The 12,844-nt window shown below is 70.9% G+C and carries 12 protein-coding genes; 7 read left to right on the top strand and 5 right to left on the bottom strand.

All coding sequences use genetic code 11. From position 1 onward, the window contains the following. Positions 1 to 30: 30 nt before the first annotated feature. Complete coding sequence (locus ACFYPH_RS27645) at positions 31 to 567, bottom strand: HNH endonuclease (protein WP_354860605.1); 537 nt, start codon at positions 565 to 567, stop codon at positions 31 to 33. Between the two features lie 266 nt (positions 568 to 833). Between ACFYPH_RS27645 and ACFYPH_RS27640 the strand changes: the two genes are divergently transcribed. The 3 genes from ACFYPH_RS27640 (at position 834) to ACFYPH_RS27630 (ending at position 4,004) form a co-directional block, all read left to right on the top strand. Beyond that, positions 834 to 1,892, top strand: coding sequence for a mechanosensitive ion channel family protein (locus ACFYPH_RS27640; protein ID WP_355138218.1), 1,059 nt, complete (start codon positions 834 to 836; stop codon positions 1,890 to 1,892). A 234-nt stretch (positions 1,893 to 2,126) separates the two neighbouring features. Then, positions 2,127 to 3,506: an MFS transporter gene (locus tag ACFYPH_RS27635; RefSeq protein WP_354860607.1), complete on the top strand. Its 1,380-nt coding sequence runs from the start codon at positions 2,127 to 2,129 to the stop codon at positions 3,504 to 3,506. Positions 3,507 to 3,575: 69 nt separating this feature from the next. Further along, positions 3,576 to 4,004 (top strand): globin, encoded by a 429-nt coding sequence (locus ACFYPH_RS27630; protein WP_387185842.1) that lies wholly within the window; start codon positions 3,576 to 3,578, stop codon positions 4,002 to 4,004. Positions 4,005 to 4,037: 33 nt separating this feature from the next. On the opposite strand, the gene ACFYPH_RS27625 is transcribed toward ACFYPH_RS27630, so the two are convergent. From ACFYPH_RS27625 to ettA, 4 genes are all read right to left on the bottom strand, one after another. After that, complete coding sequence (locus ACFYPH_RS27625) at positions 4,038 to 4,622, bottom strand: YbjN domain-containing protein (protein WP_234582140.1); 585 nt, start codon at positions 4,620 to 4,622, stop codon at positions 4,038 to 4,040. A gap of 132 nt (positions 4,623 to 4,754) precedes the next feature. Further along, positions 4,755 to 5,486 carry a hypothetical protein gene (locus tag ACFYPH_RS27620; protein WP_355066167.1) on the bottom strand — a complete coding sequence of 244 codons (732 nt, stop codon included), beginning with the start codon at positions 5,484 to 5,486 and terminating at the stop codon, positions 4,755 to 4,757. Then, entirely contained in the window at positions 5,483 to 5,929 is a 447-nt protein-coding gene (locus tag ACFYPH_RS27615) for a thioesterase family protein (RefSeq protein ID WP_354858814.1), read from the bottom strand. The genes ACFYPH_RS27620 and ACFYPH_RS27615 overlap by 4 nt, the downstream gene beginning before the upstream one ends. Further along, positions 5,929 to 7,605 carry an energy-dependent translational throttle protein EttA gene (gene ettA, locus ACFYPH_RS27610; RefSeq protein ID WP_355137833.1) on the bottom strand — a complete coding sequence of 559 codons (1,677 nt, stop codon included), beginning with the start codon at positions 7,603 to 7,605 and terminating at the stop codon, positions 5,929 to 5,931. Before ettA ends, ACFYPH_RS27615 begins: the two co-directional genes overlap by 1 nt. A gap of 213 nt (positions 7,606 to 7,818) precedes the next feature. Between ettA and ACFYPH_RS27605 the strand changes: the two genes are divergently transcribed. The 4 genes from ACFYPH_RS27605 (at position 7,819) to otsB (ending at position 12,632) form a co-directional block, all read left to right on the top strand. Continuing rightward, entirely contained in the window at positions 7,819 to 8,103 is a 285-nt protein-coding gene (locus tag ACFYPH_RS27605) for a hypothetical protein (RefSeq protein ID WP_355137835.1), read from the top strand. A 58-nt stretch (positions 8,104 to 8,161) separates the two neighbouring features. Beyond that, positions 8,162 to 8,485, top strand: a complete 324-nt coding sequence (locus ACFYPH_RS27600; RefSeq protein WP_354858808.1) for a hypothetical protein — start codon at positions 8,162 to 8,164, stop codon at positions 8,483 to 8,485. 143 nt (positions 8,486 to 8,628) lie between these two features. Further along, entirely contained in the window at positions 8,629 to 10,029 is a 1,401-nt protein-coding gene (locus ACFYPH_RS27595) for a trehalose-6-phosphate synthase (RefSeq protein WP_355066161.1), read from the top strand. After that, the gene (gene otsB, locus ACFYPH_RS27590) at positions 10,026 to 12,632 is read left to right on the top strand and encodes a trehalose-phosphatase (protein WP_355137837.1); all 2,607 of its coding nucleotides are present in this window, start codon (positions 10,026 to 10,028) and stop codon (positions 12,630 to 12,632) included. Before ACFYPH_RS27595 ends, otsB begins: the two co-directional genes overlap by 4 nt. The last annotated feature ends 212 nt before the right edge of the window (positions 12,633 to 12,844 follow it).

Below are 12,844 nucleotides of genomic sequence, written 5' to 3'. Positions count from 1 at the left end.
AGGCGGACGCTTCGGGCTCGCGCAGACTGGTCAGGCGGCCGCTTCGGGCTCGCGCAGGTCGAGCCAGTCGGCCCAGCGCGGGTCCGGAGCGCGGTGCCCGAGGACCCGCCAGGCGGTGCCCTTCGGCGCGGTCGGCAGGGCGTGCAGCCGCCAGCCCAGCTCCGCCGGGGTCTTGTCGCCCTTGGTGTGGTTGCACCGGGCGCACGCGGCGACCACGTTCTCCCAGGCGTGCCGCCCACCCCGGCTGCGCGGGAAGACGTGGTCGATGGTCTCGGCCGGCCCTCGGCAGTAGGCGCACCGCCAGCCGTCCCGGGCGAAGATCGCTCGGCGGGACAGCCCGACGTGGGTGCGGTAGGGCACCCGGACGAAGCGGGTCAGACGGACCACCGACGGCACGGGCAGCGCGTCGCGGGCGCTGTGCAGGATGCCGTCACCGTCGGCGACGCAGACGGCCTTGGCGGAGAGGACGAGGATCGCGGCGCGTCGCACCGACACGACACACAGGGGCTCGTAGGTGGCGTTGAGGACCAGCGCGCCGGAGCCCACCGTGGGTCGTATGTCAGGCATCGCGCTCACCCTCCCGGTTCAGCGGCTGCTGCGAACCGCCGCCGACCGGAGTTGGGCACGAGGGCCCGCACCGTCGACGCCCGCTCGATCACCGACGTCCGTTGCGCCAATAGTCCCTGATCGGACCCCGGATTGCACGTACTAATCCGGGGTCGGACGTGAAGCTCTTTCCCGCACCTGTCACGATGGCCGGTTCGCCCCGGTCCGACCCGGCGCTCGGGCGCATCTCACCCGGCCGGTGGGTCGGCGGCGGCCGGTCCGGAGCGTTGCGGTACGAAGACAGGGTGAGTGCCGCCAGCGAAACGCCCCTTGCCCTGTCCGACGCCGTGTCGGTGAACTGTCAGGGCAGCACCTCCTGCGAGTGGATCTACGGGATCACCAGGTCGGAATGGTTCGCCGAGGGCAGCTACTGGATCCTGCTCAAGCCGCTGCGGGTGCTGTTGATAGTGGCGTTGGCGATGGTGGCCCGCTGGGCGCTGCACCGGACGATCGACCGACTGGTCCGGACGACCACCAACGGCGCCGTGCCGACCATGCTGCGGCCGCTGCGCGAGCGGGTGCCCACGGCCGCGGTCGACCCGGCCGAGTTCGTGCCGGAGCGCCGCCGGCAACGGGCCGAGGCGATCGGCTCGGTGCTGCGCAGCCTGACCACCGCGTTCGTCTTCGGCATCGCGCTGCTGATGATCCTGCGCGAGTTCAGCTTCGACCTCGCCCCGCTGCTGGCCAGCGCCGGGATCGCCGGCGTCGCCCTGGGCTTCGGCGCGCAGAGCCTGGTCAAGGACCTGATCGCCGGGCTCTTCATGCTCATCGAGGACCAGTACGGCGTGGGCGACAACGTCGACCTGGGCGAGGCGACAGGTGTCGTGGAGTCGGTGGGGCTGCGGGTCACCACGGTCCGCGACGGACGCGGCGTGCTCTGGTACATCCGCAACGGCGAGATCATCCGGGTGGGCAACAAGAGCCAGGGCTGGGCGCTGGTGGTCGTGGACCTGCCGATCGGCTTCAGCGGTACGGAGGATGCCAGCGCCGTGCTGCGGACGGCCGCCGCCTCGGTGGCGCTGGACCCGGAGCTGTCGCCGGAGATCGTGGAGGCCCCGGAGGTGCTGGGTGTCGAGCAGATGACGGTGGATGGCGCCGTGATCCGTACGGTGGTGAAGACGACGGCCGACGGCCAGTTCGCGGTGAGCCGGGAGCTGCGCCGCAGGCTGGCGGAGGCGCTGGAGAACTCGGGGATCACCGCGCAGATCGCCGCCGCCCGCATCTATCCCGGTGTGTCGAGCCGGCCGTCGCCGGAGGGTGAGACCGGCCAGGGCGGCGCCACCTGACACCGGCGAGACTGGCCGGCAATACAGGGGTCGCCAGCCGCCCGGCCCCTGGAGTATCGTCCGTTCGTTCAGTCGGGGATGCGACGAACGATCCGTTCGCCCTAGCTAGTTGTCAGACGATCGGGCAGAATCCGGAGCACGCGTTCCCGCCGGAGCGTGGTCACATCCTCGCTGATCCGTAGATCTGACGAGTGTTCCCGGCCCGGCCGCCACGAGCTGCCGTTCCGGGGGCCGATGGAGGCGACGGTGCCCGACGAGCGACCTTCCGCGGAAGGCCCGGCCACTTTTCGCGAAGTGTTCGCCCAGCGCGAGTTCCGGGCCGTCTTCGCGGCCGGGGCTCTCTCCTGGGTCGGTGACTACGTCGCCAAGGCCGCCGTGACCCTCCTCGTCTACCAGCAGACCAGGTCCGTCGCGCTCTCCGCCGCCGCGTTCGCGGTCAGCTACCTGCCGTGGCTGCTGGGTGGCCCGCTGCTCGCCGCCCTGGCCGAGCGGCACCCGTACCGCAGGGTGATGGTGGCGTGTGACGTCATCCGGATGGCGCTGATGCTGCTCATCGCCCTCCCCGACCTGCCCGTTCCGGCGCTGCTGGTGCTCATCTTCGCGGCCACGCTCGCCAACCCGCCGAGCCAGGCCGCGAAGTCCGCGCTGATGCCACAGATCCTCGCCGGGGACCGGCTGGTGGTCGGGTTGTCGCTGAACGCCAGCATCGGTCAGGCGGCCCAGGTCGTCGGCTACCTGCTCGGCGCCGCCGTCGCCTCCATCGACCCGACGGTCGCGCTGCTGTTCAACGCGGTCACGTTCGGCCTCTCGGCGCTGCTGGTCCGCCTCGGCGTGCGGAACCGGCCAGCGACCATGACCAGCGCGCACCGCTCTCACCTGCTCCGGGAGACCGCCCAGGGGTTCCAGATCGTGTTCGGCACGCCGGTGCTGCGGGCCATCGCGGTGCTGGTGTTCAGCGCGCTGCTGTTCTCGATCGTTCCGGAGGGGCTGGCCGCGGCCTGGGCCAACAAGGGCTCCTCCGGCGGCATGGCCCCGGGCACCGCGCAAGCGGTGATCATGGTCGCCAACCCGGTGGGCTACGTCCTGGGTGGGCTGCTGGTGAGCCGGCTGTTTGGCCCGACCCGCCGACTGGCCCTGATGCGGCCCCTCGCGGTGTTCTCCCCGCTGGTGCTGGTGCCGGCGCTGTTCGACCCTCCACCGCTGGTGGTGGCGTTGCTGGCCGCCCTGTGCGGGTTCGCGGTCGCCGGGATGATGCCGATGGCCAACGGGCTCTTCGTCCAGGCGCTGCCGGACGGATTCCGGGCCCGCGCGTTCGGCGTGATGGCCACCGGCGTCCAGGTCATCCAGGGTCTCGCGGTGCTGGTCACCGGGCTGCTCGCCGAGCGGTTCTCCATTCCGGTGGTGGTGGGGGTCTGGAGCGCCGCCGGGGTGCTGCTGATGACGATCGCCGCCCTGCGCTGGCCGGGCAAGCAGACGGTGGACGACGCCATCGCCAAGGCCGCCGCGGCCAACGCCGAGCCGACCCCCGATCCGGGCGGCACCATCGCCGACGGCACGCCGGCGGGCACCGACCTCCGGCCCGCGGACGGCCACCGCCGGCACGCGGTCACCTGATCCACCGCGTGAGCCGGCGCACGGCCTCCGGGTCGGGCCGACGGCCGACGCACCTGGCAGGATGGAACGGTGAACCCCGCAGGTGAATCCGACCGTAACGATGCGTCGATGACCCTCTTCGAAGCGGTCGGCGGCGAACCCACCTTCCGCCGGCTGGTGGACGAGTTCTACGCCGGCGTCGCCACCGATCCCCTGCTGCGACCCATGTACCCGGAGGAGGACCTGGGCCCGGCGGCCGACCGGTTCACCCTGTTCCTGATGCAGTACTGGGGCGGGCCGAACACGTACTCCGCACAGCGCGGGCACCCGCGGCTGCGCATGCGGCACGCGCCGTTCCGGATCGGCGGGGCCGAGCGGGACGCCTGGCTGCGGCACATGCGCCAGGCGGTGGACCGGCTCGACCTGGAGCCGCAGCTCGCCGTCGCTCTCTGGGACTATCTGGAGCGGGCCGCGTACTTCATGGTCAACGTGATGGAGGACCCGGCCGAGGGCGCCTGACGGCGCGTTCCGGCACGGACGCCGCGGGGCGCCTCAGAGCAGGGCGCCCTCGTCGTGCAGCCAGTCCACGAAGCTGGCGGCCACGGCCGCGCCGCAGTCGAGCATCTCGACCAGCAGAGCGTCGTGGGTGCCGGCGCCCAGCGGCACCTGCAACTCGGCGTAGATCGGCAGCTGCCCGCGCTCGGTCGGGTCGCCGATGTACGCCTTGCAGAAGCGGCGGGTGTGGTTCCACTCGTTGACCACCCGGTAGGCCCGGTCGGCCCAGTCCGGCGGAACCGTGGCGTGCGGGCGGGCCCGCATCACCAGGATCTCGTCCTCGGGGCCTTCGAGGGTCACCAGCACGGCGTGCCGCTCCCACATGGCCAGCAGGTTGCCGTCGCCGTCGGCCAGGTAGCGCACGTCGAGCAGGTCGAGTGCGTCACAGACGCGGCGCAGGCTCACCGGCTCGATGGTCGCCGGCATCTCGGTCAGTACGGGCCGGTCGCTGCCCGGGCAGTCGTCCCCCGGCTGGCGAGGGCTCGGCGGGCCGACCCGGACCGCGCTCTCCACTGTGATCCCGCTTCGGGTTTCCGGATCGCCGCCGTCGGCGGGACCGGGGCGCCATGACCACCACGGCATCGCTCGTCGCACCTCACTCCCCAGCGGATCCAGCCGCCTACGGTGCGTTGGATCCGAGGATGGACGGTACCCGGACAGCCGGGTTGAAGCATCCCCCCAACGGCCGCACCGGCCCAGAAGAATGAGCAGGGGTCATCCGTTCGGACGAGTGGCGAGGGGCGTCACGGCAAGATCGGTGGCCTTCTGCAACCAGGCCGCTCCGTATGGTCCCACCAGGCCCACCCAACGGCCCGCCACCCGCACCTGGACCTCGGAGCGCGCGCCAGGACCGGCCGGATCGTCGATCGCGCCGAGGAAGCCCATCCGGACCAGCCCCTGCACCAGCCGCTGCGGCACCTCGACGGCAGGGCCCGGCGGATCGTCCGGCGTGACCAGCACGGCCACGTGGTCGAGCAGCGCGTCGCGCAACGCGCGCTGACCCACCGCGCGGCCCGCCACCCCCTGCTCGCTCGCGGTACGCAGGGTGCCCGCCGCCGCGTCGGCGATCCGCCGCAGCTCGACTGCGGGCAGCACCTCCACCGGCTCGCTTCGCGCCGGTGGCAGCGGCCAGCGCCACTGCGCGTCGCGGCGGGCCGGCAACGTCGCGCCACCGCGTTCCAGCTCGGCCAGCAGGTCGGCGGCGCCCACCGTGACGTCTCCGGCGGCCCCACCGGCGACCGTCCGGGCCACCAGCACCTGCCAGGGCAGCCGGGCGAACAGGGCGACCCGGCCGGGAGCGCCGGCCGGCCGCAGCCGGACCGGCGCCGCCGGGTCCAGCCGGACCAGCCGGGCCAGGAAGGCACCCGCGTCGGCCACGCCGGTCACGCCGTGCCCGGACGGCGACGCCGCCACCCGGTCCGGGCCGGCGGTGCCGGGCAGCGTCACGCCCCGCCGCCCTGCGGGGCGTACGTGAGCAGGAAATCCCGCTCCTCGGGCGTGATCCGCCGGGGCACCTGGCGGGTCAGGTCGAACGGCACCAGCACCGAGCGGGCACGGCTGGCCAGCACCTCGCCGTCGTACAGCTCGTACGCGACGGTGAACCGTGAAGCCTTGATCTCCTCCACCCACAGCTCGATGCGGACGGTGGGCGCGGCCTCCGCGGTGGCCCGACCCAGCGCGTAGTCGACCGGGCGCAGGTAGTCGACCTCGTGCCGGCGGATCACCACGCCGTCGGCGAACGAGCCCACTCCCCAGGCCCGGCCGCCGGCGAACATCAACGCCACCCGCGCCTCCTCGTAGAGCGTGAGGAAGCGCGAGTTGTTGACGTGGCCGTACGCGTCCAGGTCGGACCAGCGCAGCGTGCAGTGGTAGACGAACCGGTCGGACATCAGTCGCGGGTCAGCTTGCGGTAGGTCACCCGGTGCGGCCGGGCGGCCTCCGCGCCGAGGCGGTCGATCTTGTTCTTCTCGTACGCCTCGAAGTTGCCCTCGAACCAGAACCACCTGGCCGGGTCCTGGTCGTCACCCTCCCAGGCCAGGATGTGCGTGGCGACCCGGTCCAGGAACATCCGGTCGTGGGAGATGACCACGGCGCAGCCGGGGAACTCCAGCAGGGCGTTCTCCAGGCTGGAGAGCGTCTCCACGTCGAGGTCGTTGGTCGGCTCGTCGAGCAGGATGACGTTGCCGCCGATCTTCAGGGTCAGCGCCAGGTTGAGCCGGTTGCGCTCACCGCCGGAGAGCACCTTGGTCGGCTTCTGCTGGTCCGGTCCCTTGAAGCCGAACGCGGCGATGTACGCCCGCGAGGGCATCTCGACCTTGCCCACCATCAGGTAGTCCAGCCCGTCGGAGACGACCTCCCAGACGGTCTTGTCGCCGTCGAGGCCCTCACGGTTCTGGTCGACGTACGACAGCGAGACGGTGGGGCCGACCCGGACCTCGCCGTCGGTCGGCTCCTCGAACCCGACGATGGTCTTGAACAGCGTCGTCTTGCCGACGCCGTTGGGGCCGATGATGCCGACGATGCCGTTGCGGGGCAGCGAGAACGACAGGTTGTCGATCAGCAGCCGGTCGCCGAAGCCCTTGCTGAGGCCGTTCGCCTCGATCACCGTGCTGCCCAGGCGCGGGCCCGGCGGGATCTGGATCTCCTCGAAGTCGAGCTTGCGGGTCTTCTCCGCCTCGGTGGCCATCTCGTCGTACCGGTCCAGGCGGGCCTTCGACTTGGTCTGGCGGGCCTTGGCGTTGGAGCGGACCCACTCCAGCTCCTCGGTGAGGCGCTTCTTCATCTTGGCGTCGCGGCGACCCTCGACGGCCAGTCGGGCGGCCTTCTTCTCCAGGTAGGTGGAGTAGTTGCCCTCGTACGGGTAGGCCCGGCCCCGGTCCAGCTCCAGGATCCAGTTGGCCACGTTGTCGAGGAAGTACCGGTCGTGGGTGATCGCCATGACGGTGCCGGCGTACTTGGCCAGGTGCTGCTCCAGCCAGGAGACGCTCTCCGCATCCAGGTGGTTGGTGGGCTCGTCGAGCAGCAGCAGGTCGGGAGCTTCCAGCAGCAGCTTGCAGAGCGCGACCCGGCGGCGCTCACCACCGGAGAGCTGGGTCACGTCGGCGTCCGGCGGCGGGCAGCGCAGAGCGTCCATGGCCAGTTCGAGCTTGGAGTCGACGTCCCAGGCGTCGAGGTGGTCGAGCTCCTCCTGGAGCTTGCCCATCTCCTCCATCAGCTCGTCGGTGTAGTCGGTCGCCATCTGCTCGGCGATCTTGTTGAACCGCTCCAGCTTGGCCTTGGTCTCGGCGACCGCCTCCTCGACGTTGCCGAGCACGGTCTTGGCCTCGTTGAGCGGGGGCTCCTGGGCGAGCATGCCGACGGTGTAGCCGGGCATGAGTCGGGCCTCGCCGTTGCTCGGCCTGTCCAGCCCTGCCATGATCTTGAGGAGGCTGGACTTACCGGCGCCGTTCGGACCGAGCACACCGATCTTGGCCCCCGGCAGGAAGCTCAACGTGACGTTGTCGAGCACGACCTTGTCGCCGTGCGCCTTGCGCGCCTTTTCCAGGACGTAGATGTACTGGGCCACGGTGCGGGCTACCTCCGTCGGTTTGCTGTCGCCTGAGTCGGCGGCGCGGCGCGGGCTGGGACCTGCACCCGCCGCCGCCGGCCGGGAGCCGGCCGCGCGCACGCCATCGTCAATCCTGACAGGTACGGCGCGCTTCGCCCACATCACCCCGCCCCAGGAGTACGCCGGCGAGCCGCATTGCCGGAGTCGGTATAACTCACTACCGTCTTGAGTGTGACCAAAAAGATCGCCATCAGCATCCCGGACGACGTCGCAGAACGGCTGGCCACCGAGCCCAACGTGTCCGCCTTCGTGACGGAGAGCATCCGCCAACGAATGGTCGGTGAACGAACCCGGCGGATTCTGGAGCAGATCGGTTTCAAGATCACCGACGAGGGCCTCGAGGAGGCCGGGCGCAAGTTGGATGAGGCTCGCCAGGCAATAACTCCCGAGTTGCGCGCCAAGGCCGCCGCGCTGCTGAACGAGGCGTCGCGGGGACGGCTACAGGTTCGTGACTGACGCGGGACTCGTACTCGACACCACCGCATTGCTGGCCTACTCCGAAGGAGAGCCGGCTGTGGGCATCCAGATCGCCAAGGTTGCCTACCGCCGGGAGTCCGTGATCATTCCGGCCATGTGCCTGACAGCCGCATATCGCCGAGTGTCCAGCGACGGCTGGCCGTTGCTGGACATTGTCTCCGATCTCGAAGCTGTAGTTGTCGCGCCGGTCGATCACAACATGTGCCCCATCCTGGGCGGCTGGTCCCGCCTCCTGGGCAGCATCGATCTCGCCCAGGTTGCGATCGAAGCGGCAGCCCGAGCGGTCGTACCGATCATGACGGATCGGCGGGAACTGCTTGGTGAGGTACTGCCCAAGGAGTGGCCGATCATCGATCTCTGACCGCCACGGCTGTCGACAAGATCACCTGTAGGATTCGGCCAGACCGAGGCGGGTAGGAGACTCCGGCACGGGGCACAAGACGCCGCAGCTACGCTCAGTACGCTCATCGCGGTGGACCCGTCAGCACCCGGAGGTGGCCGATCGTGACCGTCCGTAGCTCCTTTGTCGTTGTGGCAAACCGTCTGCCGGTCGACGAGGTGAGCACACCCGAGGGACGGCAGTGGCGACGCAGCCCAGGCGGGCTGGTCACCGCGCTGCATCCTGTGCTCGCCGAACAGCATGGCACCTGGGTCGGCTGGGCCGGCGGCACCGGCGCCGCCCCCGAACCGTTCGACCTGGAGGGGATCCGGCTGCATCCGGTGCCGCTGAGCGCCGAGGAGTTGGAGCGCTACTACGAGGGCCAGTCGAATGCGACGATCTGGCCGCTCTACCACGACGCCGTGGAGACACCGGCGTACAAGCGGCGCTGGCGCGAGGCGTACCGCCTGGTCAACGCGCGGTTCGCGGAGGCCGCGGCGGACGTGGCGGCCGAGGGCGCGACGGTCTGGGTGCAGGACTACCAGCTCCAACTGGTCCCCGCGATGCTCCGCGAGCTGCGTCCGGACCTGCGGATCGGGTTCTTCCTGCACATCCCGTTCCCGCCGATCGAGCTGTTCATGCAGATGCCGTTCCGCACCGAGATCCTGCGCGGTCTGCTCGGCGCGGACCTGGTGGGCTTCCAGCAGCGGCTGGCCGCGCAGAACTTCGTACGGCTGGCCCGGCACCTCCTCGGCCTGCGCTACGAGGGGCAGATGATCCAGGTCGACGGGCGACAGGTGAAGGCGGGCGCCTTCCCCATCTCGATCGACACCCAGGAGATGGAACGGATGGCCGCCGACCCGGCGATCCAGGCGCGGGCCAAGCAGATCCGCGCCGAGCTGGGCGACCCGAAGACGATCATCCTGGGCGTGGACCGGCTGGATTACACCAAGGGCATCGAGTTGCGGCTCAAGGCGTTCCGCGAGTTGCTCGCTGACGGAAAGTTGACAGTTCCGGACGCCGTTATGGTGCAGGTGGCCACGCCGAGCCGCGAGCGCGTCGAGCACTACCAGGCACTTCGGGTCAAGGTAGAGCGCGAAGTTGGTCGCATTAATGGCGAATTCGGCCGAGTCGGCGTGCCGGCCGTGCATTACCTCCATCAGTCGTACAGTCGCAGTGAACTGGCCGCGATGTACGTTGCTGCGGACGTGATGATGGTGACCCCGCTGCGAGACGGTATGAATCTCGTCGCCAAGGAGTACGTCGCATCACGCGCCGACCAGGGCGGTGCGCTCGTGCTCAGCGAGTTCGCTGGCGCCGCAACGGAGCTGCGCCAGGCCTTCCTGTGTAACCCGCACGACCCGGACGCGGTCAAGGACGCCCTGCTCCGGGCCGTGCACGTGGAGAAAACCGAGGCACGCCGCCGGATGCGGACAATGCAACGTCACCTGCGTACCCACGACGTGGGGCACTGGGCCAAGTCTTTCCTCTCCGAACTCGGAGTTCCCGAGGCGGAGGCCGCGTGAACACGTCCGTCACCGACGGAGCGGCGATCACCACGGGGGTGCTGGACCCCGAGCTGCGCTCCGCCATCGGCCGGATCGCCCGGGTTCCGCAGCTCCTGATCGCCTGCGACTACGACGGCACACTCGCGCCGATCGTGGAGGACCCGAGCACCGCCGTACCGCTGCCCGAGTCGGTTGCGGCGATCCGCGCGCTCGCCGCGCTGCCGCAGACGAGCGTGGCCGTGGTCTCCGGCCGGGCTCTGCGGGACCTTGCCGCGCTCTCCCGGTTGCCCAGCGAGGTGCACCTCGTCGGCAGTCACGGCTCCGAGTTCGACATCGGCTTCGTCGAGCGCCTCTCCCCCGAGCTGGTCGCGGTGCGCACCCAGGTGCGCAACGCGCTGCGGGAGATCGCCGCCGAACACCCCGGCATCCGGCTGGAACGCAAGCCGGCCAGCGTCGCGGTGCACACCCGGGGCGTCGACCCGCAGGTCGCCGCCGCGGCCATCGAGGCGGTCCGCAACGGCCCGGCCACCTTCGACGGCGTCACGGTGACGCAGGGCAAGGAGGTCATCGAGCTGTCCGTGGTGGCCACCCACAAGGGCACCGCCGTCGACCAGCTCCGGACCCAGCTCTCGGCCAGCGCGGTGCTCTTCATCGGCGACGACGTCACCGACGAGAACGCCTTCGGCAACCTGCACGGGCCGGACCTCGGCATCAAGATCGGCCCCGGCGAGACCAAGGCCGGCTTCCGGGTGGCCGAGCCCATCGAGGCAGCCCGCGCGCTCGGGCTGCTGCTGGAGACCCGCCGCCACTGGCTCTTCGGCGAGCGGGCGGTGCCGATCGAGCGGCACTCGATGCTGGCCAACGGTCGTACGGTCGCGTTGCTCACGCCGGAGGCGAAGGTCAGCTGGCTCTGCCACCCCAAGCCGGACTCGGCGGCGATCTTCGCCGACCTGGTCGGTGGCAGCCCGGCCGGTCACTTCAGCGTCGCCCCGGAGCGCGGGGGCATCCCGCTGGGCCAGCGCTACCGCTCCGGCACGATGACCGTCGAGACCCGGTGGTCCGGGCTCACCGTCACCGACTGGCTGGACAAGCCGGCCCGCGAGACGACGCCGGACGGCCCGGCGGTGGTCACCGGCGACTCGACCCTGGTCCGGGTGCTCACCGGCAGCGGTCGGGTCCGGGTGGAGTTCGCCCCGCGCCCCGAGTTCGGTCAGGTCGCCGTGCAGTTGCAGCCGCTCGGCGACGGCCTGCTGGTGCTCGGCTCGAACGAACCGGTCGCCCTCTACTCCCCCGGGGTCGAGTGGCAGGTCAACAACGACGGTGGGTACGAGACCGCCAAGGCGACCGTCGACCTGTCGGCCGCCGGCGGGCAGGTCGTGCTGGAGCTGCGCTTCGGCACGCACAGCCTGGAGCACCACCGGGTGCCGATCCACGAGCGGCAGGCCACGGCCGAGCAGCCGTGGAAGGACTGGGTGGCCTCGCTGCGGCTGCCGTCCACCTCCCGCGACCTGGTGGCCCGCAGCGCGCTCACCCTGCGCGGGCTCTGCCACGAGATCACCGGCTCGATCCTGGCCGCGGCGACCACCTCCCTCCCCGAGGAGCTGGGCGGCGTCCGCAACTGGGACTACCGCTACTGCTGGCTGCGTGACGCCGCGCTGACCGCCCGCGCGCTGGTCGACCTCGGGTCCATCGAGGAGGCCGAGGCGTTCCTGCGCTGGGTCGACGGCTGCATCGAGCGCACCGGTGGCCACCCGGAGCGACTGCACCCGCTCTACACCATCGACGGCTACGAGCTGGGCGCTGAGGCGGTCATCGACACGCTGCCCGGGTACGCCGGCTCCCGGCCGGTCCGGGTCGGCAACCTCGCCAACCACCAGCTCCAGCTCGACGTGTTCGGCCCGATCGCCGACCTGATCGCGGCGGTCGCCGACGCGCGCGGCTCGGTCCGCGACGACGAGTGGCGGGTCCTGGAGAACATGGTCGAGGCGGTTCGCCGCCGTTGGCACGAGCCCGACCACGGGATCTGGGAGGCGCGGCTGCCACCCCGGCACCACGTCTTCTCCAAGGTGATGTGCTGGATGACCGTCGACCGGGCGCTGCACGTGATGCGCCAGCACGGCGGCGAGGACCGGCCGGAGTGGAAGGACCTGCGCGACCGGATCGGCGCCAACGTGCTGGAGCACGGCTGGCACGACGACGTCGAGGCGTACAGCGTCGCGTACGGGGACGAGGACATGGACGCCTCGTCGCTCTGGATCGGCCTCTCCGGCCTGCTCCCGGGTGACGACCCGCGCTTCCTGTCCACCGTCCTGAAGATCGAGGCGGACCTGCGCAGCGGCCCGGTCGTCTACCGCTACCACTGGGACGACGGCCTGCCCGGCCGTGAGGGCGGTTTCCACATCTGCACGGCGTGGCTGATCGAGGCGTACCTGCGTACCGGCCGCCGCACCGACGCCGAGGAGCTGTTCGCGCAGATGGTGCTGACCGCCGGCCCGACCGGCCTGCTCCCCGAGCAGTACGACCCGCTCGCCGAGCGCGGCCTGGGCAACCACCCGCAGGCGTACAGCCACCTCGGGCTGATCCGCTGCGCCCTGCTGCTCGACAACATGCTCAAGCAGTAGCCGACAGTCAGTTCGACGAAGGGCCGGGGCAGCGCTGCTCCGGCCCTTCGTCATTCGGCCGACGCCGGCCGGTCGAACCCCACCGGCGGGTACCGGTCACCCGAGAGCCGCCGTCACGGCCCTCGCGTCGCCCTCTGCGCGTCCTTTGCTCTGCTTCACTCCACGCAACACAAACGCCTTCTGGGTGTTGCGTCGGTTGAAGCAGAGCAAAG

This window comes from Micromonospora sp. NPDC005252 (assembly GCF_042872475.1).
Lineage (GTDB): Bacteria > Actinomycetota > Actinomycetes > Mycobacteriales > Micromonosporaceae > Micromonospora.
The sequence above is the reverse complement of the archived record's forward strand: the minus strand, read 5'-3'. Positions and strand labels throughout refer to the sequence as shown.